General features: G+C 71.1%; 25 protein-coding genes. 20 read left to right on the top strand and 5 right to left on the bottom strand.

From position 1 onward, the window contains the following. Positions 1-3 precede the first annotated feature (3 nt). The 4 genes from ACFZDK_RS25135 (at position 4) to ACFZDK_RS25120 (ending at position 4,263) form a co-directional block, all read left to right on the top strand. Positions 4-579, top strand: coding sequence for a heme-binding beta-barrel domain-containing protein (locus ACFZDK_RS25135; protein ID WP_390975787.1), 576 nt, complete (start codon positions 4-6; stop codon positions 577-579). Between the two features lie 16 nt (positions 580-595). After that, positions 596-1,057 (top strand): transcriptional repressor, encoded by a 462-nt coding sequence (locus ACFZDK_RS25130; protein ID WP_390975786.1) that lies wholly within the window; start codon positions 596-598, stop codon positions 1,055-1,057. A 10-nt stretch (positions 1,058-1,067) separates the two neighbouring features. Then, entirely contained in the window at positions 1,068-2,033 is a 966-nt protein-coding gene (locus ACFZDK_RS25125; RefSeq protein WP_390975784.1) for a YgfZ/GcvT domain-containing protein, read from the top strand. Positions 2,034-2,388: 355 nt separating this feature from the next. Then, a complete protein-coding gene (locus ACFZDK_RS25120) occupies positions 2,389-4,263 on the top strand; it encodes a helix-turn-helix domain-containing protein (RefSeq protein ID WP_390975783.1) in 1,875 nt (624 codons plus the stop codon). Here the strand turns inward: ACFZDK_RS25120 and dtd are convergent. Beyond that, entirely contained in the window at positions 4,241-4,666 is a 426-nt protein-coding gene (dtd, locus tag ACFZDK_RS25115) for a D-aminoacyl-tRNA deacylase (RefSeq protein ID WP_390975782.1), read from the bottom strand. The genes ACFZDK_RS25120 and dtd overlap by 23 nt on opposite strands. A 158-nt stretch (positions 4,667-4,824) precedes the next feature. On the opposite strand from dtd, the gene ACFZDK_RS25110 reads away from it, so the two are divergent. The 3 genes from ACFZDK_RS25110 to ACFZDK_RS25100 all read left to right on the top strand — a co-directional run bounded on the left by ACFZDK_RS25110 (position 4,825) and on the right by ACFZDK_RS25100 (position 8,082). Next, the gene (locus ACFZDK_RS25110; protein ID WP_390975780.1) at positions 4,825-5,409 is read left to right on the top strand and encodes an aerial mycelium formation protein; all 585 of its coding nucleotides are present in this window, start codon (positions 4,825-4,827) and stop codon (positions 5,407-5,409) included. Positions 5,410-5,552: 143 nt separating this feature from the next. Beyond that, on the top strand, positions 5,553-6,797 hold the full coding sequence (locus tag ACFZDK_RS25105; protein ID WP_390975778.1) for a GNAT family N-acetyltransferase: 1,245 nt from the start codon (positions 5,553-5,555) through the stop codon (positions 6,795-6,797). Positions 6,798-7,167: 370 nt separating this feature from the next. Next, positions 7,168-8,082 carry a GntR family transcriptional regulator gene (locus ACFZDK_RS25100; protein ID WP_390975777.1) on the top strand — a complete coding sequence of 305 codons (915 nt, stop codon included), beginning with the start codon at positions 7,168-7,170 and terminating at the stop codon, positions 8,080-8,082. A 6-nt stretch (positions 8,083-8,088) separates the two neighbouring features. On the opposite strand, the gene ACFZDK_RS25095 is transcribed toward ACFZDK_RS25100, so the two are convergent. Beyond that, positions 8,089-8,277, bottom strand: a complete 189-nt coding sequence (locus ACFZDK_RS25095) for a hypothetical protein (RefSeq protein ID WP_390975775.1) — start codon at positions 8,275-8,277, stop codon at positions 8,089-8,091. Positions 8,278-8,420: 143 nt separating this feature from the next. On the opposite strand from ACFZDK_RS25095, the gene ACFZDK_RS25090 reads away from it, so the two are divergent. The 13 genes from ACFZDK_RS25090 to ACFZDK_RS25030 all read left to right on the top strand — a co-directional run bounded on the left by ACFZDK_RS25090 (position 8,421) and on the right by ACFZDK_RS25030 (position 20,909). Beyond that, the gene (locus tag ACFZDK_RS25090) at positions 8,421-9,290 is read left to right on the top strand and encodes a GntR family transcriptional regulator (protein WP_390975773.1); all 870 of its coding nucleotides are present in this window, start codon (positions 8,421-8,423) and stop codon (positions 9,288-9,290) included. A 29-nt stretch (positions 9,291-9,319) separates the two neighbouring features. Beyond that, positions 9,320-10,033 carry an HAD-IA family hydrolase gene (locus ACFZDK_RS25085; protein WP_390975772.1) on the top strand — a complete coding sequence of 238 codons (714 nt, stop codon included), beginning with the start codon at positions 9,320-9,322 and terminating at the stop codon, positions 10,031-10,033. A 316-nt stretch (positions 10,034-10,349) separates the two neighbouring features. After that, positions 10,350-11,222 (top strand): GntR family transcriptional regulator, encoded by an 873-nt coding sequence (locus ACFZDK_RS25080; protein ID WP_390975770.1) that lies wholly within the window; start codon positions 10,350-10,352, stop codon positions 11,220-11,222. 258 nt (positions 11,223-11,480) lie between these two features. Beyond that, positions 11,481-13,700 carry a phosphotransferase gene (locus tag ACFZDK_RS25075; RefSeq protein ID WP_390975769.1) on the top strand — a complete coding sequence of 740 codons (2,220 nt, stop codon included), beginning with the start codon at positions 11,481-11,483 and terminating at the stop codon, positions 13,698-13,700. Positions 13,701-13,782: 82 nt separating this feature from the next. Then, entirely contained in the window at positions 13,783-14,664 is an 882-nt protein-coding gene (locus ACFZDK_RS25070; protein ID WP_390975767.1) for a hypothetical protein, read from the top strand. Positions 14,665-14,687: 23 nt separating this feature from the next. Continuing rightward, positions 14,688-15,347: a TetR family transcriptional regulator gene (locus ACFZDK_RS25065; RefSeq protein WP_390975765.1), complete on the top strand. Its 660-nt coding sequence runs from the start codon at positions 14,688-14,690 to the stop codon at positions 15,345-15,347. 32 nt (positions 15,348-15,379) lie between these two features. Next, positions 15,380-17,386: a HelD family protein gene (locus tag ACFZDK_RS25060; RefSeq protein ID WP_390975764.1), complete on the top strand. Its 2,007-nt coding sequence runs from the start codon at positions 15,380-15,382 to the stop codon at positions 17,384-17,386. Between the two features lie 79 nt (positions 17,387-17,465). Continuing rightward, a complete protein-coding gene (locus ACFZDK_RS25055) occupies positions 17,466-17,942 on the top strand; it encodes an HAD domain-containing protein (protein ID WP_390975762.1) in 477 nt (158 codons plus the stop codon). A gap of 48 nt (positions 17,943-17,990) precedes the next feature. Then, complete coding sequence (locus ACFZDK_RS25050) at positions 17,991-18,548, top strand: DUF6817 domain-containing protein (protein ID WP_390975760.1); 558 nt, start codon at positions 17,991-17,993, stop codon at positions 18,546-18,548. An 85-nt stretch (positions 18,549-18,633) separates the two neighbouring features. Continuing rightward, positions 18,634-19,152, top strand: coding sequence for a CGNR zinc finger domain-containing protein (locus ACFZDK_RS25045; RefSeq protein ID WP_390975758.1), 519 nt, complete (start codon positions 18,634-18,636; stop codon positions 19,150-19,152). A gap of 102 nt (positions 19,153-19,254) precedes the next feature. Beyond that, the gene (locus ACFZDK_RS25040) at positions 19,255-19,731 is read left to right on the top strand and encodes a helix-turn-helix domain-containing protein (protein ID WP_390975756.1); all 477 of its coding nucleotides are present in this window, start codon (positions 19,255-19,257) and stop codon (positions 19,729-19,731) included. A gap of 77 nt (positions 19,732-19,808) precedes the next feature. Next, positions 19,809-20,441, top strand: coding sequence for a hypothetical protein (locus tag ACFZDK_RS25035; RefSeq protein WP_390975754.1), 633 nt, complete (start codon positions 19,809-19,811; stop codon positions 20,439-20,441). A 132-nt stretch (positions 20,442-20,573) separates the two neighbouring features. After that, positions 20,574-20,909 (top strand): DUF2516 family protein, encoded by a 336-nt coding sequence (locus ACFZDK_RS25030; RefSeq protein ID WP_385682912.1) that lies wholly within the window; start codon positions 20,574-20,576, stop codon positions 20,907-20,909. 146 nt (positions 20,910-21,055) lie between these two features. Here ACFZDK_RS25030 and ACFZDK_RS25025 read toward each other — a convergent pair whose 3' ends face one another. The 3 genes from ACFZDK_RS25025 to ACFZDK_RS25015 all read right to left on the bottom strand — a co-directional run bounded on the left by ACFZDK_RS25025 (position 21,056) and on the right by ACFZDK_RS25015 (position 24,828). After that, entirely contained in the window at positions 21,056-22,366 is a 1,311-nt protein-coding gene (locus ACFZDK_RS25025) for a SpoIIE family protein phosphatase (RefSeq protein ID WP_390975752.1), read from the bottom strand. A 298-nt stretch (positions 22,367-22,664) separates the two neighbouring features. Then, on the bottom strand, positions 22,665-23,807 hold the full coding sequence (locus ACFZDK_RS25020) for an NlpC/P60 family protein (RefSeq protein WP_390975750.1): 1,143 nt from the start codon (positions 23,805-23,807) through the stop codon (positions 22,665-22,667). A 193-nt stretch (positions 23,808-24,000) separates the two neighbouring features. Continuing rightward, complete coding sequence (locus ACFZDK_RS25015; RefSeq protein WP_390975748.1) at positions 24,001-24,828, bottom strand: class I SAM-dependent methyltransferase; 828 nt, start codon at positions 24,826-24,828, stop codon at positions 24,001-24,003. Between the last annotated feature and the right edge of the window lie 192 nt (positions 24,829-25,020).

Genomic DNA, 25,020 nt, shown 5'->3' with positions numbered 1-25,020 from the left:
GACATGATCGAGATTCCGTCCGACCTGCACAAGGACCTGGTCCCGCTCGCCTTCCTGCTGGGCAACTGGGCCGGTGCGGGCGTCCATGACTTCCCCGGCTCGGAGAAGTGCAACTTCGGCCAGGAGGTCACCTTCAGCCACGACGGACGGGACTTCCTGGAGTACCACTCCCAGACCTGGGTGCTGGACAAGGACGGGAACAAGGTCCGCCCGCTGGAGACGGAGCACGGTTTCTGGCGCATCGACGGCAACCGCAGGGTCGAGGTCACGATGACCCGGGACGACGGTGTGATCGAGATCTGGTACGGCGAGATGGCCGACCAGAAGCCGCAGATCGACCTGGTCACGGACGCCGTGGCCCGGACGGCCGCCTCCACGCCGTACAGCGGCGGCAAGCGGCTCTACGGGTACGTCAAGAGCGACCTCATGTGGGTCGGCGAGAAGCAGACCCCCGAGGTCGAGCTGCGCCCCTACATGTCGGCCCACCTGAAGAAGGTCGTCACCCCGGAGGACGTCGAGCGCTGGGCCAAGGCCCTCCCCGACGACATGCCGGACGACGGGATCGCTTTCTTCAAGTAGTCCTAGACTCTGTGGTGTGGTGAGCACCGACTGGAAGAGCGACCTCAGGCAGCGCGGCTACCGGCTGACGCCGCAGCGGCAACTCGTGCTCGAAGCCGTGGACACCCTTGAGCACGCGACCCCCGACGACATCCTCGGCGAAGTGCGGAAGACCGCGTCGGGGGTCAACATCTCGACGGTCTACCGGACCCTGGAGCTCCTGGAGGAGCTGGGGCTGGTCAGCCATGCCCACCTCGGGCACGGAGCGCCGACGTACCACCTCGCCGACCGGCATCACCACATCCACCTGGTCTGCCGTGACTGCGAGAACGTGATCGAGGCGGACGTGTCGGTGGCCACGGAGTTCACCGCGAAGCTGCGGCAGGAGTTCGGCTTCGAGACGGACATGAAGCACTTCGCGATCTTCGGCCGCTGCAAGGACTGCGCGCTCAAGAGAACCAGAGCCGCAACCGTCCAGACTTCAATTACCGAGTCGTAGGCTTACGTCCATGAAGAGCCCACTGCTGTCCCTGCCCGGCGCCGTCCCCGGCGAGGGCGTGGACGAAGGTGTCGCCGCCCACTACGGCGACCTGTTCCGCGAGCAGCGCGCCCTCGCCGACGGCGCCGGTTTCGTCGACCTGTCCCACCGGGGCGTGGTCACCGTCACCGGCGAGGACCGTCTCGCCTGGCTGCACCTGCTGCTCACCCAGCACGTCAGCGAGCTGCCGGTCGGCGAGGCCACCGAGGCGCTGATCCTCTCCGCACACGGCCACATCGAGCACGCGCTGTACCTGGTCGACGACGGTACGACGGTCTGGGCGCACGTCGAGCCCGGCACCCAGGAGGCGCTGATCGCCTACCTGGAGTCGATGAAGTTCTTCTACCGGGTGGAGGTCGCCGACCGCACCGACGACTTCGCGGTCGTCCACCTGCCCGCCGGCTCGATCGCCGAGGTCCCGGACGGCGCCGTCGTCCGCGAGACGCCGTACGGCCGTGATCTCTTCCTGCCCCGGGCCGACCTGGAGTCGTACGCCGCGAAGGCGGGCCCGGCGGCCGGTCTCCTCGCGTACGAGGCGCTGCGCGTCGAGCAGCACCGGCCTCGCCTCGGCTTCGAGACCGACCACCGCACCATCCCGCACGAGCTCGGCTGGATCGGCACCGCGGTGCACCTGCAGAAGGGCTGCTACCGGGGCCAGGAGACGGTGGCCCGGGTGGAGAACCTCGGCAAGCCGCCGCGCCGCCTGGTCTTCCTCCACCTGGACGGCAGCGAGGTGCACCTGCCGCCGGCCGGCACGGAGATCCGGGTCGCCGACGAGGGCGAGGACGGCCGCAGGATCGGCTTCGTGACGACGTCGGTACGGCACTACGAACTCGGCCCGGTGGCCCTCGCGTTGGTCAAGCGCAACGTCCCGGCCGACGCCCGGCTGGTCGCGGGGGAGACGGCGGCGGCCCAGGAAGTGATCGTCGAGCCCTAGGGCCCCGACGACCTGCTCCGCCGGGCCACCTCGACCGGCCCCCGCATCCGGATCCCCCCGAGGCATTCGGCCCCCCGCATGCCCCACCGGATCCCCGGCATCCGCCCCCCACCTGGCCCCCGCCGACAGTGAGGGGGCGGGCCGGTCGGTCCGGGCCGGCGTGAGCCGGTTCCCCGGTCGACCCGCGCCGGTCCCAGCCGGTGCCGCCCAGTCTCGACCAGTCCGAGAAGGACGCTGCGAGATATGCCGTTGACACTCCATAATTGGCAACGGGCGGCGACCAATTGGACACGGTGTGCGCGTGTTCGACCCAGTGCGCGGCGTGCCCGCCCGCAGGGGACCCGCAGGGAGGGCCGTGACACCGCAGGAGGAGTTCGCCGAGGCGCTGCGCGTCCGCAGGGAGGCCGCGGAACTCTCCCTCGCGGAGCTCGCCCGACGGGTCCACTACAGCAAGAGCTACCTCAGCCGGGTGGAGAACGGCCTGCGCCCTCCCGGCCGGCTGCTGGCCGAGCGCTGCGATGCCGCCCTGCGGGCCGACGGCGCCCTGCTCGCCCTGCTGCCGCCCACCCCCGAACCGCCCGAGAGACGCACGGAGCGCACGGAGCGCACGGAGCGCACGGAGCGCACGGGGACCGACACGGGGACCGAGCGGCCCGCCCGCGCGGCCCGGCGCCGCCCGCGCGCCGACCACCCGGTCCAGTCCCCGGCCGCCCGGCCGAGCGGCTACGGCGCAGAGTTCGACCAGCACGTCCGGCGCGGCGACACCCGCCACCTCCTCGGCGAGATGTACGAGGCAGGACAGCACTACCAGGCCGCCTACGAGGCCGCGGGCAGCGACGACCTGGCCCGCGCCCACGCCGTCGTGCGCAGCGCCCGCCGCTGGTCGGACCCCGGCCAGGTCGACCGCGACCTGCTCTTCCGGATCGACGCCTGCCTGGCCGCGCTGGCCGGCCGCGAGGACCCGCGCGCGGTGGAACTGCGGCTGCAGCTGTCCGCCCACCGCGCCAAGAAGCTCGCCATGTCCATCGGCGACGACACCGCGATGACCGGCGCGGAACCCCGCACCGGCGCCCGGCTGGCCCGCCAGACCCTCGCGGAGCTGCGCGAGCACGGCCGCCGCTTCCCCGTCCCGGGCCCGCGCGGCGGCGGCATCGGGGACGAGGCGCGCTGCGAGGTGCTCACCGAGACCCGCTGGGCGCTGTACGACTTCGAGCCCGCCCGCGGTCTGCTCGCCCTCTCCACCGAGCTCCGCGACACCGCCGTACGCTCCCACTCCGCCTACTTCGAGGGCGAGGCGCTGGTCGCCCTCGCCATCGACCAGCTGCGCACCGGCCGGGTGCCCGCCGCCGAGGCGACCCTCAGCCGGCACCGGGAGTACGCCGCCCGGCACCGCAGCCGGCTCGCGCACTGGCAGCAGCACACGCTGGACGCCCTGATGAGCGTGTGGCGCGGGGAGTTCGCCGCCGCCGAGGAGTGGATCCTCGGGGAGGCCGGGAAGGTGGCGGCCGCGATGGAGGCCGGGCTGTCGATGCCCGCCGACGCCCTCGGCCAGACCGTGCTCGGCCAGGAGTTCTGGCTGCGGTACGAACAGGGCCGCCTGGCCGAGCTGTTCGCCTCCCCGCGGATGGCCGGCGTCCAGCGCCGCGGCTACTTCCCGGTGTGGCGGGCGGGCCTGGCCCTGGCCCTGTGCGAGACCGGGCGGCACGAGCAGGCGCTGGACCAGCTGCGGGCGTTCGCCGCCGACGCCGACGACTTCACCCGGTTCCCGCCGAGCGGCTGGGCGCTGCCCACCGCGGCGGTCCTCGCCCAGGTCTGCGCCGAGCTGGCGGCGCGCGCCGACGACCGCCGTACCGAGCTGTCGGCGTACGTCCCGCCGCTGCGCGCCCTCCTCGACGCGCACGGCGACGAACTGGTCCTGGCCGGCTGGCCCACCGTGCTGCTGGGCCCCGCCGCCCGCTTCAGCGCCCTGCTCGCCCTGGTCGCGGGGGAGCCGGAGACGGCCCTCGGGCACCTCGGCCGGGCCGTACGGCTCGTCCAGCGCTACCCGGCACAGATGGCCCGGCTCCGCCTGGACGAGGCCCGCGTCCGGCTGCGCACCGCCCGCACGCGAGCCGCCCGGGCCGCCGCCCACGACCTGGCCCGCACCGCCCTCGCCGCCGCCGAGGAACTCGGCATGGCGGGCGTGGCCCGCGACTGCCGGGACCTGCTCACATCTCCAGCAGGACGGTGAACGGCCCGTCGTTCGTCAGCGACACCCGCATCTGCGCCCCGAACCGCCCGGTCGCCACGGTCGCCCCGAGCGACCGCAGCTGCGCCACGACCTCCTCCACCAGCGGCTCGGCCACCTCGCCGGGCGCCGCCGCGTTCCAGGTCGGCCGCCGCCCCTTGCGCGCGTCGCCGTACAGCGTGAACTGACTGATCACCAGCAGCGGCGCGTCGATGTCACTGCACGACCTCTCGTCCGCCAGCATCCGGATCGACCAGAGTTTCCTGGCGAGTTGGGCGGCCTTCTCCTTGGTGTCCTCATGGGTCACGCCGACGAGCACGCACAGGCCCTCGCCCTCGATCGCGCCCACCGTCTCGCCGTCCACGACGACGCTCGCGCCGTCCACCCGCTGTACCACCGCTCGCATGCGGACCATCATGCCCGGTGCCCGTCCGGCCTCCGCAGGGGGCCCGTTATTGATCCTTAACGTCCCAACTAGGGCCGTTCGGGGGCACTCGGTCACATTGCGGCCACTTGGGGTGACACCATGCTTCCACACGCCGGTCGAGGGGACGGTAGAGACGCATGAGCACACCGAGTACCGGGCGACTGAAGACGCAGGGCACACCGAGCCTGCACCGGCCGCCCGCACAGCGCGGCGAGGACATCCCGCTGCCCGTGGAACCGCCCGAGCACGACCTGGCCCGCCTGAGCCTGCCCGAGCTGCGCGTCCTGCGCCGGGACGCCCAGCGCGACGAGGCGGACCTGAGCTATGTACGACGGCTGCTCCAGGGCCGTATCGACATCCTGCGCGCGGAACTGGCCCGCCGCTCCCCGGCGGGCGCGGCCTCCGTCGTGGACCGCCTCCCGGAGATCCTCACGGACGCCCCGGCCCGCCACCGCTCCTCCGCCCGCCACGTCACCCTGGGCACCCCGCACAACGAGGAGTACGGCAGGCTGGCGGCCGACATGCTGGCCGAGGTCGAACTCTCCGACCTGGAGGCCCGCACGGACACCGAGCTGACGACGGCGATGGGACGCCTGGTCCGCTACGAGCAGGAGGTGTCGCGGCGCAGGCAGCGCCTGCAACGGACGGCGGACGATTCGAGCGGAGAGATCACCCGCAGGTACCGGGAGGGCGAGGCACAGGTCGACGATCTACTGACGTAAGGCCGAGCGCCCCTGTTTTTGTCCTTCAGGGGCGCGGGGCTGTATCGGTATGCGGCTCCGCCGCGTGGGCGCGACAAGCCCCCGCCCACCCGCCGCCGAAATTGAATCGGCACCACCCCCACCGAACACCTACCGTGCTGTCCATGACTGACGCCGTCGAAGTCCGCCCCATAACCGAACCCGAGCTAGCCGACTGGCACCGTGCCCTGACCACCGGCTTCCTCCAGACCCCCACCCTCTCGGCCGACCAACTCGAGGCCCGCCGAAGGCAGTTCGTACCGGGCAGACTCCTCGGCGCCTTCGACGGCAACCGCTGTGTCGCGACGTTCCGCTCCTTCGACCAGGAGCTGACCGCCGTCGGCGGCGCGACCGTCCCCGCCGACGCCATCTCGAACGTCACCGTGACCCCCACCCACCGCCGCCGCGGTCTGCTCACCCGCATGATGAGCCAGGACCTGGCCGCGGCGAAGGAGCGCGGCGAGGTGGTCGCGACCCTGATCGCCGCCGAGTACCCGATCTACGGCCGCTACGGCTTCGGCCCGGCGACCACGCTGACGGAGTGGACGATCGAGGTCCCGCGGACCGGCCTGGACCCGCGCTGGTCGGGCCCCGGGGACGGCGGCCGTATCGACCTCGTCGACGGCGAGGACATCCGCAAGCTCGGCCCCGACCTGCATGAACGCATCCGGCGCAGCACCCCCGGCGCGGTCAGCCGCACCGATCTGTGGTGGCAGTTGCGTACCGGCGTGGTCCGCTTCGAGGACGAGTGGAAGGAGCCCTACTTCGCGGTGTACCGCTCGGCGGCCGGAGAGGTGGAGGGCATCGCGTCCTACGAGTCGGACGACAACTGGCAGGGCAAGCAGCCGTACAACACGGCCGACGTGCACTGGCTGCTCGGCACGACCCCGGCGGCCGAGCGCGCCCTGTGGCACTACCTGTGCTCGATCGACTGGATCACCCGGGTGAAGACCGGCTGGCGGTCGCCGGACGACCTGCTGCCGCACTACCTGCCCGACCCGCGCGCCGCACGCGTCACCAACCAGGCGGACTGGCTGTGGGTGCGGATCCTGGACGTCGTACGGGCTCTGGAGGCGCGGACGTACGACAGGTCGGGGTCGCTGGTCCTTGAGGTGGCGGACCGGCAGGGGCTGGCCGGCGGCCGGTTCCGGCTGGACGCCTCCCCCGATGGGGCGTCCTGCACCCCGACCACCGACACCCCCGACCTCGCCCTCGGCGTCGCCGAACTGGCGAGTGTCTGGCTCGGTGACCAGTCCGTGGCGCGGTTGCACGCGCTCGGACGGGTCCAGGAAGAGCGAGTGGGCGCCGCCCGGGAGGCCGACGCCCTGCTGCGCGCGCCCGGGCGTCCTTGGTGCCCGGACATCTTCTGAGACGGGTCTCCTTCCTCCCGGGGACGGGTGCCTGAATCACCTTGTTCAGTTGTGTCTGTGCTGTTGAGCCTGTGCTGTGCTGCTCATCCGTAGCGAGCTGTGAAGTTGTGGCTGTGCGGGTCTGCCTGTGTTCAGTTGTCGGTGTTCAGTTGTGACTGTGCTGGTCGTGCTGGTCGTGCGCCCCGGCGGCCGTCCTGGTTGACCAGGCTCCCGGCTCCCCTCCGGAAGGGAACCCGATCGGCCAACCGCCGAAGAAGTTTGACCATGTTGCGAGAGTTGGCGACCAACTCCACTGTACTTATCTCCGTTTGGAAGCGACTCATAACCACCTTCCCGTGAACTGACGAAAGATGGCGGGAAGTTGTACTGTTTGTCCGTGGAGCCGGAACACGCCGCCGCCAATGGGCGGAAGAGGTCACAGCGGCCTCAGGCGTCCCACCGCGAGGTGGCCGACGCGCTGCGCACCCGGATCAGATCCGGAGTGCTGCGGCCGGGCCAGCGCATGCCCACGCAGGCCAAGCTGGCCGACGAGTTCGGGGTCGAGCGGGGTGCCGTACGCCAGGCGCTGCGCATCCTGCAGTCGGAGCACCTGCTCACGAACATATCGAAGGGCGCTCCGGCGACGGTGGCCCCGGAGCCGGGCCCGTTACGGCTCGCCGTGGGGCCGGAGGCGCCGCCGCAGCCCACCATGGTGGCCCTCACCCCCCGCATAGAGGCGGCTTTCGCGGCCCCGCACGTGGAGATCGACGCGCTCTGCCTGACCTCGGTCTCTCTCAATCTGGCCATCGGCGAACCGCTGCGGCTCATCCACGCGGGGCGACTGGAACCGGCCAAGGTCGACGTCCGGGTGCTGCTGCCGAGCCGCAACATCGATCTCGCGTTCCCGACGGCGGTGGAGGCCTCGGCGGAGGACGCGGTGCACACCCGCTGGCTGGCCCAGCGCAACGCGCAGGGCCAGGTGCTGCGGCACAACCTGCTGGCGCTGCGCGCCACGCACGGCATCGACGTGCACGTCACCTTCCGCGCCCTTCCTTTCACCCCGCCGGTCAAGCTCTACCTGCTCAACGGGGTGGAGGCGCTGTTCGCGTACTACACGCTCGGGCGCCACGAGCGGGAGATCGGCCACGAGCACCTGCAGACGTACGACGCCGAGGGCACGCGGTCGATGCTCTTCGCCTTCGAGCAGGGCGCGGGGCTGCGGGACACCACGTTCGTCGAACAGTCCCATCTGTGGTTCAACGCCCTGTGGGAGACGATCAGTTCGGAACTGAAGCTGAACGCCTAGGGATGCTCACGCGGGGCCGGTGAGCAGGAGGGCGAGCAGGATCGCGCCGGCGGAGCTGAGCGCCGGGCTCTTGGCCTTGATCCCCACGGTGAGCAACAGCAGACCGATAATGCCAGTGGCACCGTACTTCGACTGGACGATCTGTTCGAAGCCGAGGACGAACACGGCGGAGAGAAGAGTGAGGGCGGCGGGCATGGCGGTTCCCCCATCGTCGGGAAGCAAAGCTTCCACCAACTCAACCAAGTTGGTAACCAACTCTGATTAGGTTGTCCCCAGTTGGCTACTACTTATAACCAATCTTCAAACAACTCCCGTTAGATGGATCAAAGTTGTAGCGTTTGGTCGTGACCCAGGAGAACGTGGCAGTGAACACCGGCAGCACACCTCAGGAGATCGCCGACACCTTGCGGGGACGCATCCGCACGGGCGACCTCAAGGTGGGCGACCGCCTGCCCACCCAGGCCGAGCTGGCCGAGGAGTTCGGCGTCGAGCGGGGTGCCGTCCGGCAGGCGCTGCGGGCACTCCAGGACGACGGCCTGCTCAGCAGCGTCAGCCGGGGCAGCCCGCCGCGCATCGCCGAGCCGCCGCGCCCGACCCACGACGAACCCCAGCCGACGATGGTCGGCCTCGGCCCCCGGATGACGGAGGCGTTCTCCTCCCCGCACGTCCGTATCGACGCGGCCTGCCTCACCGCCCAGAGCCTGCTCCCGGCGCTCGCCGAGCCACTGCGCATGATCCACGAGGGCCGGCTCCGCCCCGAACGCATCGACGTCCGCGTGCTGCTCCCCAGCCGGGACATCCCGCTCGCCTTCCCCACCGCGGTCGAGGGCGACGACGACACCGTCCACAACCGCTGGCTCGGCATGCGCAACGCCCAGGGCCAGGTCCTCCAGTACAACCTCCAGGGCCTGCGCTCCACCCACCAGATCGACGTGAACGTGACCTTCAGGGCGCTGCCGTTCACCCCGCCGGTCAAGCTCTACCTCCTCAACGGCGAGGAGGCGCTGCTCGCGTACTACATGATCACGCGCCGGGAGGAGCAGACGGAGGCCGGCATGCTCGACATGTACGACGCCGTCGGCTCCGAGTCCCTCCTCTTCTCCTTCGAGAAGCGGGCCGGCCACCGCGACGCCGCGTTCGTGGAGCAATCCCAGATGTGGTTCGACGCCCTCTGGGAAACCATCACCACGGACCTGACACTCTCCTAGTGACTTCTGATGCGACGCAGACTGAACTGGTGGCAGCCAAGAGCAAGAACACGACCGAAGAGCTCACGGAACTGATCAGCAGCGCCCGAGTCGTCCTCTGGGACTTCGACGGACCGATCTGCCGTCTGTTCGCGGGCCACTCGGCGGAGGTCGTCGCCGACGACCTGGTGGAGTGGCTGATGAGCCGGGGCCTGCACGGCCTGGTCACGGACACCGAGCGGAACACGCTCGACCCGCACCTCGTGCTGCGTGCGGTGGACCGTCGGCACCCTGGGAGTGACCTGGTCGCGGAGTTGGAGGAACGTCTCACCAAGGAGGAGCTGCGGGCCACGTCGACGGCGATGCCGACGGCGTACGCGGACATCCTCATCCAGACCTGGCGGGCGCGCGGCGTACGCATGGCGGTGACCACCAACAACTCGCCCCGCGTGGTCCGCGCCTACCTCGACGACCGCGACCTGACCCCCTGCTTCGCCCCGCACATCTACGGCCGCACCCAGGACCTGCGCCACCTCAAGCCCGACCCGCACTGCCTCAACCGCGCCCTCAGGGCGATGGGCGCCGCCCCCGACGCGGCCCTGATGATCGGCGACTCGCCGACGGACCTCCAGGCGGCCCGGACGGCCGGGGTCCCCTTCCTGGGCTACGCGCGTAACGAACGGAAAGCCAAGCTTTTGACCGAGGCCGGCGCGGACTGTGTCGTGCTGTCCTTGCGGCCGCTTCTGGAGATACTGCGGCACTAGACGATACTTCGCGCCTGTGGCGCCGACGCCTGCGCGCCCAGGCCGCCAGGGACGCCAGTAAACCCGTGACCCAGAAGGCCAGTTGAATGAGATCGTCGATCTGCACGCCGACCCCGAGCACGTGGACAGTCATGGCTTTCCACCCCCCTCGTATCGCGAAGCCCAGTCAACCCATCAAGTCGGCCAGTTGACTGATTGGTTGACTGCTCGTGGCAGGGATGCCCGGTCAACTAGATCCAGTAACGTGGGTAGTTGGCTGACTGGTTGCCTGACTGGAAGTTGTTTGCCGGGTGACGTGAAGAGGTACGTACGGCGTGTGGCCAACCGGACGAACGAGGGCGGCGGCGCGGTGCGGCGGGTCTCGGACGAGCTCCGAGTCCGGCTCTTCGACGGCGCCTATCCGCTGAACTCCTTCCTGCCGTCGCAGGAGGCGATCGCGCAGGAATTCGAAGTGTCCCGAGACACTGTGCAGAAGGCGCTGCGCATACTGCGTACCGAGGGCTGGATCGAGTCCCGGCAGGGCAAGGGTTCCCGGGTGGTGCGGAGTCAGCGCATACAGTCCGCCACGCCCCGGGCCACCCGCTCCCGCCACCCGATGACCCTGGGGCCGCTCATCGCCGAGGCCTTCGAGCGCGAGGAAGTCGCCCTGGACATCGCCACCTTGACCTCCGAGAGTCTGGACGCGCATGTCCGGGTCCAGGCGGAGCGGATTCGGGCCCGCATCATCGAACCCCGGAAGATCACCCTGCGCATGATCCTCCCGGCCGAGACGCTCGCCATGCCCTATCCCCGGAACAAGGACGATCACGACGACCCCCGCCTGCCTCAGCGTCTGCAGGCCATCACCCGGGCCCACACCGGCTCCCTGCGCACGGTCCTGGACCAGCTCCGCACCGAGAACCTGGTGTCGGACATCGATCTGCAGATCCGTCACACCGAACTCACCCCGACCTTCAAGCTCTACGTCATCAACCATGACGAGGTCCTGCACGGCTTCTACGAGCCGATCCCGCGCACGGTGATCCTTGAGGACGGAACCGAGGTCGAGGCCGTGGACGTGCTGGGCCTGGGCGCGACTCTCACCCACCACGTCCGCGACGCGGACCCGGATTCGACGGGCTCGGCCTTCGTCGACAACGCGACCCGGTGGTTCGAGTCGGTCTGGAACCTACTCGCCTCTCAGGCGTAGCAGCCCTGTGATCTGGAGGGGCCCCTGTTGCGCTAGAGTCCGGAGTCGTCTGAGTAACTGCTCGGTCGCGTGCGTACTAGGGATGGCTAAAGAGCCGGCCTCGGACGACCGTACCGACGGGCGACCGCACAGCTGAGCGACCCATCACCCATCAGGGTTACTCCACCGCCCCTCGACTCGTGTCGTGCGTCACCTGGCAATACCGTTTCCCTGCCCGATCCACGCGAAGTCGCGCGCGTACCACCCCCGGAGTGATGAGTGGGTGCACCGCCTGTCCCCCCTGTCGCCACCGGGAGAGACACCAGCAGGCCTTTGCTCGACGACGAGTACGAGGCGTTTCTGGGACATGCGGCGGAGCAGGGGCTGGCGAGCAGCGGCTTCCACAACCAGAACTACGTCCTCCCCCTGACGGAGCCGATGGCCCGGTTGCTGGGCCGGGAATCCGGCACCGCCGTGACCGTCCGGGTGCGCAGGACCGATGCCCTCTCCGTGGTGATCCGGACCTGGGACAACGAGGCGCGGATCCTGCGGGCGATCCAGGGCGTGCTGCCCAATGTGCCCGAGTGCCTCTTCGAGGGGAATCGCTTCACCATCCACAGCTTTGTGGACGGGGTCCCGCTCTCCAGCGTCTGTGAGAACGGCAAGCCGGTCGACACCGTCTTGCTGAAGGATCTGGCCAGCCTGTTCGCCCGCATGACTCAGGTGCGCGGTAGCGCGTTGCCGCCGCTGCCGTCCGACTGGCCGCGGAATCACACGGACAGCCAGGGTTTCCTGCGGACGCTGGCCCGGATGGCGGACCTCCAGATCCGCCAGGCCAACGGGTCCGCCTTCGGCTGGCTGTTCGCCGCCCTGGGGATTCCGGAAGACGCCCTGCTCCGTTTCGCCGAGCGGGTTCCCGCGCTGACACGACGCCCCTACAGCCTTCTCCATGCGGACCTGCACCGCGACAATCTGATCACCTCGCCGGCCGGTGGGCCGCTGCTCACCTGCGTGGACTGGGAGCTGGCCACCTTCGGCGATCCCCTGCACGATCTCGCCATCCACCTGGTCCGGATGCAGTACCCGGACCACCAGTGGGACGAGGTGGTCGACGCGTGGGTGGACGCCATGCGGGCGGTGCGGCCCGCCGCCACCCACGGGGTGCACAAGGACCTGCGCCACTACGTGGACTTCGAACGGGCCCAGTCCGTCTACCCGGACGTGATGCGGGCCGCCAAGTCTCTGGCGGAGTCGTTCGACGAGAAGAATCTGCGGGAGGCGACGGTGGCCGTCCGCCGCGCGCTGGAGGCGGGCGCCGAGCCGCTGCGGCTGCGCACGGTGCCGGGCGACCGGGAGATCGAGCGCGTCCTGTTCCGCTGGGTCGCCTCCGCTCCCGCCTACGGGTCAGCCGGGCACGGTCGGATCGCCGACGTCATGGAATGGCGGCCCGACCGGCGGGTCCCTGAGCACCCCGACTTCCCGCACTCCGCGGTGCGTGCGGCCCTGTTCCTGGAGGGCACCGCACCGGCCCGCCAGGTGTTCAAGGGCACCGCGCACCTCAACTCGGTGATCCGGGTGCCGGGCATCGACTTTCCCGTGGTGATCCGCCGCAAGGTGCCGCACCTGTGCCGTCGTGAGCGGAGCTACCTCAGCGAGCACGCGGTGCTGCGGGCGATCGAGCGCTCCGGAGCCGCCGTGGCCGCACCTCGCGTCCTGGCGCTGGGGGAGAGCCACTCCCGCTATCTCTTCGCCTATTCCCGGGACCGCTTCGCCATTCACACCTACGAGGGCCCGGGTGGCGGCGACCGCAAACCCGACCACCCCGTGCACGGTCTCCGCCCGCAGGAGGCCGACGGGCTCGTCGACCAGCTGGCCGCGCTCACCGGGGTCGACCACACGCAGCTGGACCCCGCGTCCGGCGAGCCCGACTTCTACAGCTGGCTCAGTGAGCAGCTCGTCGTCCTGGTCGCGGGCCTGCCCAAGGAGTCCCAGCAACTGGCCCGCTTCGTGGGCCTCCCCGACGCCGCCCGGCTGCGGCAGATCCTCGCCCGGCACCGCGTCAGCCGTCGCGCCTCGGCCCTGCTGCACGGCGACCTCAACCCCTGGAACCTGGTCCGCCGCGACGACCGGCTCGCGCTGACCATCATCGACTGGGAGATGGCCCTGGTCGGTGACCCGCTGTACGACTTGGTGCGGCACATGCACCTGACCCCGACCCGGCCGGAGATCCGCGATCGGATGTTCCGCCGTTGGGAGCGCGGGCTGGACCCCGGGTTCACCCATGACTGGCAGCAGGACTGGCGGGTCTACCGCTGGATCGAGATCGTCCGCTCCGCCTACGTCGACCTGGACCGCCTGGTCACCGGGGCAAGCCTGGACGCGCCCAACGTCCGCCGAGCCGTGGATTCGTATGCCATGACGTTGACGGCGGCCACAGGTTCCATGGGCCTGCCCGCCCGGGCCACGGCGAATCCCCATCTTGCCCGTGCTCTGGCCTAGCGGGAACATGAGTGCTCCGCATACCCGTTTGCCCTTGGGCCTGTAGGGGCCGGCCGGGCAGTTTTGCGCGGAGGGGGCGTGCATGTCCGGGCGGCGCGGTGGTTCGGCGGATGAGGGTGGAGTAGCGCGGCTGAGGCGCTTCCAGAAGCGCGTCGAGCCGGTGGTGACCCGGGTCCTGTTGCTGGGCATCTTCGCCACCGGCCTCACGGCCCAGTTCGTGAAGCCGGTCGGGGACGCGCTGCAGGGCAAGGTCTATCTCGGCAGCGCGCTGCTGAGTTTCGTCGGCTATGTGCTGTACGACCAGGTGAAGGAGCTGACGGCGTCGGTCCGTGCGCCGGTCCGGGCGCTGGTGAACTCCAGCCAGTTGGGGAGCTTCGTCAGCGAGGCCTTCGAAGCGCGAAGAGTCGAGATCAGCTTTCTCGGCTACACGGGTGAGACGCTCTACAACGCGCTGTACCACCGTCTGGAGGATCTCTTCGACCACCCCGGCCCCACCCGCAGGGTGCTGATCCGCATGCTGGTCCCCGACTTCGGGCAGCCGATGACGGTGCCCTCCAAGGTGGGGGAGCGGGATCTGCCCGTGGACGACCCCGACTTCCGCGAGCGCATGGAACAGCGGTGCCGTGAGTACGACGGCATACTCTCCCAGCTCGCTGAGCAGCTCACGGACGCCGGCCGGGTCCGTGTCGACTGCGAGTACCGCCTCTATCCCGGTATCCCGCGCGACAAGATCTGCATCTTCAACCGGCAGCAGGTGCTGCACGGCCTGTACGACCTGTCCGCGCGGATGCGGCTGCACCACATGGGCGACGAGTACTACGACCCCAAGGGTTATCGGACCGACCTGAACGTCTGGAACCGGGAGGGCCCGGCCGAGGCGGCCGTGGCGACCTGGACCAAACACTTCGACGACCTGTGGCTGCTGGCGAAGCGCCCGCGCTGGCGCCGGCAGCCCGCGCCCTGACCCCCGCTGCGTAGGCTCGCCCCATGGGTGAGATGGGCCTGCGTGAGCGCAAGAAGCGGCGGATGTACGAGGACGTGTCGGACACTGCCGTGCGGCTGTTTCTGGCGAAGGGGTTCGACGCGGTGTCGGTCGCCGAGGTGGCCGCCGCGGCCGGGATCTCCAAGCCGACGCTGTTCCGGTACTTCCCGGCCAAGGAGGACCTGGTCCTGCACCGGATCGCCGATCACGAGACGGAGGCGGCGCGGCTGGTCGCGGGCGCCGGGTCGCCCGTCGCGGTGCTGCGGGACCACTTCCTCGACGGACTGCGGCGCGGCGACCCGATCACCGGGCTCAACGACCACCCCCAGGTACTCGCCTTCCACACCCTGCTCAACAGCACCCCCACCCTGGTCGCCCGGCAGTACGCCTACCTGGAGCGGTCGGAGGCCGCGCTCGCCGAGGCGCTCGGCGGCACGCTGGACGCGCGGCTCGCGGCCGGCCAGATCATCGCCGTACAGCGGATCCTCGCGCGGGACAACTGGCGGCGGATCGCGGGCGGGGAACGGGTGGAGGACGTGCGGGAGGACGCGGTGCGGGCGGCGGAGCGGGCGTTCGGGCGGCTGGCGGCGGCACTGGCCGCGGCGGACGGGCCGGATGAGCCGGATGAGCCGGTTGAGCCGGACGAGTCGGAGGAAAATATTTAACCCGGTTACATTTTTGCCGTTACGCTGTCTCCATGCAGCAGGAACTCGACCGCGAACGCGCCTACCACGACCTCTGCCGAGCCGCCCTCGCCCACATGGTCGAGGGCGCCGTCGAGCACGTCGTCACCGGCGAGGACGTCTCCGCCTCCGGTGCCGACGCCGAGGTGCTTGGGTACCGGCTGCGCAGCCGGGCCAAGGAGATGCGCGAGCTGCCGGAGGGGCCGCTGTTCTTCGGCAAGCTGGACTTCGAGGCGGGGGAACACGCCGGGCAGAGCTACCGCATCGGCCGGCTGCGGATCAGCGAGGAACCGACCGCCCCGCCCCTCGTCGTCGACTGGCGGGCCCCCGTCTCCCGCGCCTTCTACCAGGCCGGCCCCGACGACCCGCAGGGCGTGGCGGTACGGCGGCGGTTCGGCTGGGCCCCCGGCAGCCGCGGCGACTCCGCCGATCTCACGGGGCTGGAGGACGAGCATCTGAGCAAGGGCGAGGCCGGGACCGGGGCGCTGCTCACGAACGAGATCGAACGGCCCCGCGTCGGCCCGATGCGCGACATCGCCGCCACCATCCAGCCCGACCAGGACGACCTGGTCCGCGCCGGCCTCACCGACTCCGTCTGCGTCCAGGGCGCCCCCGGCACCGGCAAGACCGCCGTCGGCCTGCACCGCGCCGCCTACCTCCTCTACACCCACCCCCAGCGCATCCGCCGCTCCGGCCTCCTCATCCTCGGCCCCAACCGCACCTTCCTCTCCTACATCTCCGAGGTCCTCCCGGCCCTGGGCGAGACCGGCGTACGGCAGACCACCCTCCGGGACGAGATCGGCCGCCACCCGGCCACCGGCACCGACCCCGACCGGGCCGCCGCGCTCAAGCACGACCCCCGGATGGCCGAGGTCCTGCGCCGCGCGCTGTACGCCCATGTGTCGACCGACGGCATCGACGACCTGTCGCTCTCCGACGGCACGTACACCTGGCGGGTGCCCGCCGCCGTCCTGGCGCGGATCGTCGAGGAGGTACGGCGCGAGGAGCCGCCGTACGCCGTCGGCCGCGAGCGGGTACGGGGGCGGGCGATGCGGGCCGTACAGCTCCAGGCCGAACGGCGGGCCGGTCCGCAGCCGGCCGCCTGGACCCGCCGACTGGAACGGTCCCGGGCGATGAGCGCCCACCTCGACACGGTCTGGCCGAAGGTGCGCCCCGAGGAGGTGGTGGCCGAACTCCTCACGGACGGCGGCGGGGCGCTGGCGCGGGCCGCCGCCGGGATTCTGACCGACGACGAACAGCGCGCGGTGCTCTGGCCCCGCCCGCCCCGCTCCTACAAGTCCGCGCGCTGGTCGACCGCCGACCTCGTCCTCCTCGACGAGGTCGCGGGGCTGATCGAACACCCCGAGGGCTACGGCCACATCGTCGTCGACGAGGCCCAGGACCTGTCTCCCATGGAGTGCCGGGCCATCGCCCGCCGCGCCGCCTTCGGCTCACTCACCGTCCTCGGCGACCTGGCCCAGGCCACCACCCCGTGGTCGGCGCGGAGGTGGGACACGGTGCTGCGACATCTCGGCAAGCCGGACGCCGCCGTCGTCCCGCTCACCGTCGGCTTCCGCGTCCCGGCGGCGGTCGTGGACCTCACCAACCGGCTGTTGCGGCAGCTGGGCACGGACGTTCCCCCGGCCAGGTCGTTCCGCACGGACGGGGAGCTGACCCTGCGCCCTACGGACGACGTGCACGCGACGACGGTCACCGCGGTCCGGGAGGCTCTGGCCCGGGAGGGCTCGGTCGGAGTGATCGCGGCGGACCCGGAGACGGCCGCCGTACGCGAGGCCCTCGCCTCCGCGGGCATCACCGCCGCCGACCCGGCCGAACTCGGCGCCCGGGTTGCCGTGATCCCGGCCAGCATGGTCAAGGGCCTCGAATACGACCACGTGGTGGCCGTGGAGCCGGCGGCGGTGGCGGAGGCGGAGGAGCGGGGGCTGCACAGGTTGTACGTGGTCCTGACGAGGGCGGTGTCGCGGCTGGACGTGGTGCACGCGAGACCGCTGCCCTTTTGAGAAGCGGCGCGACCAGCCACAACCCACCCGCAGCCGCGCTACTACCCTTTGCGCCCCTCTCTTGCGATCCTGACCCCCGATGCTCCTCTTCCTAGACATCGACGGCACCCTCATCCCCTTCGGCGCCCCCGCCGACCGCCCCTATCCGGTCTACGGGACCGACCCCACCCCCTCGACCCCCCTCCTCACCCGCGTCGACCCCGCCCTCGGCCCCCGCCTCGCCGCCCTCCACTGCGACCTCGTCTGGGCCACCACCTGGATGGACGACGCGAACTCCTGCGTCGCCCCCTGGCTGGGCCTGCCCCCGCTGCCCGTCGTGGAGTGGCCGGACGAGGACGCGCCGCCCGCCCTGCTGCACTGGAAGACCCGGCCGCTGACGGCGTGGGCGGGGCAGCGGCCGTTCGTCTGGATCGACGACGAGCTCACCGAGGCGGACCGCGCCTGGGTGGCCGCCCATCACCCCCAGCCCGCCCTGCTCCACCGCGTCGACCACGAGTTCGGCCTGACGGACGCGGACTTCGCGGTGCTGACGGAGTGGCTGGCGGCTCATCGCTGACGGGCGGCCACCAGGGCGCCGACGTCGGCCGACGGAAGGAACCCGCCCATGCCCGACTTCCCCGCCGCCTCCGCCCAGGCCGTCGTCCTCCTGCGGGACCTTGGTGCCGCCGGGATCGCGCATCCCGGAGGGACGCTGCTCGCGCACCTCCAGCGCGTCGAGGAGCAGCTCGCCGCGTGGGGCGCCCGCCCCGCCCTCCGGCTCGCGGGCCTCTGCCACGCGTTCTACGGCACCGACGGCTTCCCCACCGCGCTGCTGTCCCCGGCACCGGACCGCCGCGCCGAACTCACGGCCGTGATCGGCGCCGAGGCCGAGGCCCTCGTGTACCTCTACGCCTCGTGCGACCGGAAGGCGACCTACCCGGCGTTCGCCGACGCCGGCGCCGCCGTCCACGACCGGTTCACCGGCCTTGCCCACGTCCCCGAGCCCGGGCAGCGCCGGGACTTCGCCGAGCTGACGGCCGCCAACGAACTCGACCTCGCCCGGATCTCCCCGTCCTTCCGCGAGCAGTGGGGAGCTCAGCTCCTCACCCTCCTCACCCGCTTCCGCCCCCTGCTGAGCCGTCCGGCCTGGTCGTCCTGCCATGCGGTGCTCGCGGAGCGGTGATGACCGGACCCGTCCCGTGGGTGGTCAGGTCGTACCTGGTGGTTCTAACCTGTCAAACTGTTCATGGGGATTAGGAGGGACGGCGATGACGGTGGTCGACCGAGGGCATCACGACACGCTGCTGGACCTGCTGAACAGCACGCCGGTGGTCGACGGCGTCGGCACGGACGAGTTGGCGGATCCGGTGGCGGCCGTGGCGTGGCAGCGGGCTCGTGGCGGCAGCGGTGGCGCCGAGGAGCTGCGGCAGCTGCTGCGGGCGCGTGACGTGCTGCAGGACGTCGTGCGCGGCAGTCGGCCCGCCGAGTCGCTGGCCCCGCTCCTGAAGGGCGTCGTGCTGAGCCCGCGGCTTTCGGGGGCGGGAGTGTCCTGGGAGCTGGAGGCCCCCGCGGAGCGGCGGCTGGCGGCGGAAGCGGTCCTGGCCTGGGGTGCGCTGCGGGAGGCGATGCCCGGCAGGCTGCGCCCCTGTGCCAACCCGGAGTGCCGGCTGTTCCTGCTCGACCGCAGCAAGGGCAACAGTGCCCGCTGGTGCTCGATGGCCGTGTGCGGCAACAGGATGAAGGCGCGCCGCCACTACCAGCGCACGCGCGACGCCGAGGCCGGGTAGTTCGCGCCGTGGTGGGTGTCGGTCGGCCGTCCGGGTATGACACGGCACACTTTTGCAAGCACGTGCTTGCAATTGTTAGCGAGGGTGGGGCACTGTGGGGACATGGCATCGCTCAACGTCGGCAATCTCGGTGAGTATCTGCGCGAACAGCGGCGCAACGCGCAGCTGTCGCTCAGGCAGCTCGCCGATGCCGCCGGGGTGTCCAACCCGTACCTGAGCCAGATCGAGCGCGGGCTGCGCAAGCCGAGCGCGGAGGTGCTCCAGCAGGTCGCCAAGGCCCTGCGGATCTCCGCCGAGACGCTGTACGTCCGTGCCGGCATCCTCGACGCCGAGCGGGATCTGAACGAGGTGGAGACCCGTGCGGTCATCCTCGCCGACCCCACGCTCGACGAGCGGCAGAAGCAGGTGCTGCTCCAGATCTACGAGTCGTTCCGGAAAGAGAACGGCTTCGGGTCGGGCGAGGAGACCGTGAACGACGCGGACGCCGCCGGTGTGAAGGGCGACGACGCCGATGACGCCGACAGCGAAGGCAAGAGCGACACCGACAGCGAGACCGGTCCACGGCGGACGGCCGGATGAGCCGGCCAAGCGTGCCGGCCGCCCTGCCGCGGACCACAAAACCCTCAGCCGAACGTGAATCCGGGAGGACCATCACCATGGCCATCACCGACGACCTGCGCAAGACCCTCAGCGACCCGACTCCGCTCTACTTCGCCGCCGGCACCGCCGACCTGGCCCTCCAGCAGGCCAAGAAGGTCCCCGGCCTGGTCGAGCAGCTGCGCTCCGAGGCCCCGGCCCGTATCGAGGCGGTCCGCAAGACCGACCCGAAGGCCGTCCAGGAGAAGGCAGCCGCCCGTGCCAAGGAGGCCGGCGTCAAGGCCAAGGAGGCGCAGGCCACCCTCCAGTCCAAGGTCAACGACTTCATCGTCTCCCTCGACGGCGACCTCAAGAAGCTCGGCGAGTCCGCCCAGGACTTCGCGCTGCGCCAGGTCGGCGTGGCCGCCGAGTACGCCGTCAAGGCCCGTGAGACCTACGAGAAGGTCGCCGAGCACGGCGAGCAGGCCGTGAAGACCTGGCGTGGCGAGGCCGCCGACGAGATCGAGGACCTGGCCATCGCCGTCGAGGGCAAGCCCGAGCCGGTCGTGGTCAAGCCCGAGGAGAAGAAGGCCGAGGAGCCGAAGGCCGTCGAGGCCAAGCCGGTCGCGGTGAAGAAGGCCCCGGCCCCCAAGAAGGCCCCGGCCCCCCGCAAGGCCACCCCGGCCAAGAAGACCACCCCGCCGGCCAAGTAACCGCACGGGTGGCAACGCGCACGGGCCGGGCACTTCCGAGGTGCCCGGCCCGTTGTCGGTGTAGCGGGAAGGCCCCAGCGGGTACGGTGACCGCGTAGGAACAAGCCGAATCGGGTGGTGGACGTTGTGCTGATGCAGGGCTTCACAAGTTTCCTGGGGCTGCTCTACCTCGCGATGCTGGTCCTCGCCGTGGTGGCGCTGGTGATGGCCGCGCTCTTCCGGGACGACGCCTACCGGGCAGCCAGCAAGCAGAACAAGGGCTTCTGGCTGATCATCCTCGGCATCACGGTCGCGGTGAACCTGCTGGTCCCGATGCTCTTCCTCCAGCTCGCGGGCCTGGTCGCCACGATCGTCTTCTTCGTCGACGTCCGCCCCGCCCTCCGCCAGGTCTCCGGCGGCGGCTTCGGCCGCCGCGGCCGCGGAAGCAGCAGCGACGGCCCGTACGGCCCGTACAACGGCGGCCGCTGACCCGGATCTCCGGGACGCGCCCGCATCGGCGCGCCCGCATCGGCGCGCCCGGTCGGCGCGCCCCGAAGGGGCGCGGGGAACTGCGCGACCAGCCCCCGCACACCCGCAGTCGGCCGACTACACAGCCCTTCGCGGCGAGCTGCCGATCAGACCCCCCGGTCCAGCAGCACCACAGCCACGTCATCCGTCAGCTCGCCCCCATTGAGCTGCCGCACCTCGTTCACGGCCGCCCGCAGCAGCGCCTCCCCGGTCAGGCCGGAGGCCAGCTGCCGCCGCACCATCTCGACCATCCCGTCCTGACCGAGCCGCTCGCCGCCCGAGCCCACCCGGCCCTCGATCAGCCCGTCGGTGTAGAGCATCAGGCTCCACTCGGCGCCCAGCTCCACCTGCATCCGCGGCCAGCGGGCGCCCTTCAGCAGCCCCAGCGCCGGCCCGTTGTTGTCGTACGGCAGCAGCTCGGCCGGCCGCCCGGGCCGGGCGACCAGCGGTGCGGGATGGCCGGCCAGGCACAGCCCGGCCCGGCGCCCGTCCGGCGCTATGTCCACCGTGCAGAGCGTCGCGAAGATCTCCTCGTCGGAACGCTCGTGTTCCAGCACCTCCTGCAGCGTGCCGAGCAGCTCGTCCCCGCACAGCCCCGCCAGGGTCAGCGCCCGCCAGGCGATCCGCAGCTCCACGCCGAGCGCGGCCTCGTCCGGGCCGTGCCCGCAGACGTCGCCGATCATCGCGTGCACGGTCCCGTCCGGCGTGCGCACGGTGTCGTAGAAGTCGCCGCCGAGCAGCGCGCGGGAGCGGCCGGGGCGGTAGCGCGCGGCGAAGCGCAGCGAGGAGCCGTCCAGCAGGGGTGTGGGCAGCAGGCCACGTTCCAGGCGGCGGTTCTCCTGGGCGCGCATGCGCCCCTCCGCGAGCTTGCGCTCGGCCGTGAGGGAACGTTTGCGCTCGACGGCGTACCGGATGGCGCGGCTCAGCAGCCGTCCGTCCAGTTCGTCCCGGAAGAGGTAGTCCTGCGCGCCGACGCGCACCGCCTCGGTGCCGCGCTCGGCGTCACCGGAGGTGGTGAGCGCGAGCACGGCGTGCCGGGGGGCGAGCTGGAGCACGTGCTTGAGCACGGCGAGCTCGTCCTCCTCGTTCCGGCCGCCCGGCGCGGGGAGCGCCAGGTCCAGCAGGATGCAGTGGACGTCGTCGGTCAGCAGCCGCTCGGCCTCGGTGAGGTTGCGGGCGGTGCGGACGCGGATCGAGGTGCCGGACGCGTCCCGCAACTCGGGCAGGACCGGCGAACCGGCCGGATCGTCCTCGATCAGCAGCAGGGTGAGAGTGGTGCCGCCGGCATGGGAGACGGCGGCTTCCGTGCGGTGGGCCTCTTCCTTGAGGGGGCCGCCGCCCTGTGCGGGTGCGGCGGCCGGCGCCTGACCACTCTCCACGGCCGGGATCGCTCTCTGCCGCGGTACGGGTACGGGCATCGTGTCGGGTTCCTTCCCTCCCCCCGAGGGCACGGTGGGGCGAGGGACCTCGACCCACCAGACGGGGACCATAGCGGTACTGGCCACCGCAACGGAATGGTGTGAGCCACGTCGCCCTGTCTCAAGCCCCTGGCATATGCCGCGTGCCGTAGCGCAGTTGGACAAGAGGGCCGTCCTGCGGGAATGACGAAGGTCACGTGCCGCCCGGGTTTCAAAGGATGTTGGCGTGCACTGGGTCACATGGCGCAGCTCACGAAAGGGACATCACACTCAAACGGATCGCCCGCGAGGGGAACGTTCAGGCGTCCGGCCGGACCACCCCGAGGATCGGCATCGAGCCGGCGCCGGCGATCGACACCGTCCGCCCCGGGCGCGGGGCTTGGATGATCGCGCCGTCCCCGATGTACAGCGCCACATGGCTGGCGTCGTCGTAGTAGATGATCAGGTCGCCGGGGCGCATGTCCTTCACGTCGACGTGCCGGAGCTGCTTCCACTGCTCCTCGGAGGTGCGCGGGATCGGCTGCCCGGCGCTCGCCCAGGCCTGGGAGGTCAGTCCGGAGCAGTCGTACGAGTCCGGGCCCTCCGCGCCCCACACGTACGGCTTGCCGATCTGGGCGGTGGCGAACGCGACCGCCTTCTTGCCCGCCGCGGACGCCTTGGTGTGGATCTCGTCGAGTATCCCGGTGTCCAGCCAGGCGGTCTGCGCCTGGTAGGCGGCCTCCCGCTCCAGCTCGGCGAGCCGCTCCTTCTGCTTCTTCTCCAGGTTCGACTCGAGCTTCTCGGCGGCGGCGATGCGCTGCTTGATCTTCTTCTTCGCGGCGGCCTTCGCCTTGCGGCCCGCCTCCAGCTTGTTCCACTGGTCGGCCGCGTCCGCCGCGTACTGCTTCAAGTCCTGCTGGGTCTGGGTCAGTTCCCTGATCAGGCCCTTGGTGGCCCGCTCGCCCTGGAGCACCCGCCCGGCCCCGTCCAGGAACTGCGAGGGGTTGTCGCTCAGCAGCAGCTGGGCGGTGTCCGGCAGTCCGCCGCTGCGGTACTGGGCGGCGGCGGCCCGGCCCGCGCGCGCCTTCAGCCCGTCCAGCTTCCGCTGCCCCTGGACGATCTTCTTGGCGAGCTCGACGATCTCGGCCGATTGCTTCTCGGCGGCCTCCTCGGCCGCGTTGTACGCGTCGGTGGCGACAGCCGCGTCATGGTAGAGCTTGTCCAGTTTGTCCCGCACGGCCTCAAGGTCCTTGTCCGGCGGGAGAGTCACGGACGGGGAAGCGGAGGGGCTGGGGGAGGCCGACGCGCCGGGAGAGGTCGATGCGCTCGGGGAAGGGGAGGGGTTCGGTGCCGCGAACGCCGTGCCGGGCGCCGCCAGTACGGTCACCGCGCAGACCACCGTCACCGCCGTCGCCAGGATCCCGCGTCCACCCGGCCGGACGGTGTGCTTGTCCGGTCCCATGACCCGACCCTCCAAAACTGATTAACCGTCAGTAACTTATGGCGCGTGGAGGATCGTGCCACGCCGCGTCGCAAAGTGACAGAGGTAACGGCAGGTGGGTTCCTCCCCGGTTTCCCCCCGGACATGACGATCTCCCCGCCTTTGTGACGTACGACTCACCGAGATCGTTCCCCGGCCCGTCCCCCGGGTCCCGTCAGGCCGCCGGCGCCAACGCCCCCCACGTCACCGTCACTTCCCCCTGCCGCCAGCGCGTCACCGAGTCCGTCACCGGCCAGTCGGCCGTCAGGTCCCGCACCGCCCGGATCCACCGCTGCCGGGCGCCGTACGACGCGTAGGGTGCGGCCGCCGCCCAGGCGCGGTCGAAGTCCCGCAGGAACGCGTGCACCGGCTCACCCGGCACATTGCGGTGGATGAGCGCCTTCGGCAGCCGTTCGGCCAGGTCCGAGGGGTGCTCCAGGGACCCGAGCCGGGTGGCGAAGGTCACCGTCCGCGGCCCCTCCGCACCGAGCGCGACCCACACGTGCCGCCGCCCGATCTCGTCACAGGTCCCCTCCACCAGCAGCCCGCCCGGCGCGAGCCGCGCGCACAGCCGCTCCCAGACGGCGGCGACCTCGTTCTCGTCGTACTGCCGCAGTACGTTGGCCGCCCGGATGAGCAACGGCCGCGCGGCGACCGGGATCTCGAACCCGCCGTGCCGGAAGTCGAGCCCCTCCCGCTCGTACGGCTTCGCCGCCGCGACCCGCGCGGGCTCGATCTCCACCCCGACGACCCGCGCACGCGGCGCGACGGCACGCAGTCGCCCGAGGAGTTCGACGGCGGTCCAGGGGGAGGCCCCGTACCCGAGGTCGACGGCGACGGGATCGTCCGCGCGGCGCAGTTCGGCCCCGTGCGTGGCGGCGATCCAGCGGTCCATGCGACGCAGCCGGTTGGGGTTGGTGGTCCCGCGCGTCACCGTTCCCACGATGGGGGTCCCCCCGCTCGAGCGGAGCCGAGAGTGGGGGAGGGAAGCGCGGGCACTCATGCATACGAGGGTAAGTGGAGGCGCCCCTTTAGGGGTGCGGGGCTGTGTCGATATGCGGCTACCGCCGCGCGGGCGCGACAAGCCCCCACCGGCCCGTACTCGACCGTCGGCCCCAAGACGCCCCACGCATCCCACCCTCGAACGGTTGAGCGACACAAGGTAATGTCCCGGCAAAATCACCCACCCCCGGAA

Origin of the sequence: Streptomyces sp. NPDC007901 (assembly GCF_042959465.1) — a bacterium.
Taxonomy (GTDB): domain Bacteria; phylum Actinomycetota; class Actinomycetes; order Streptomycetales; family Streptomycetaceae; genus Streptomyces.
Note: the sequence above shows the minus strand (reverse complement) of the source record. Positions and strands in the feature narration are given on the sequence as shown.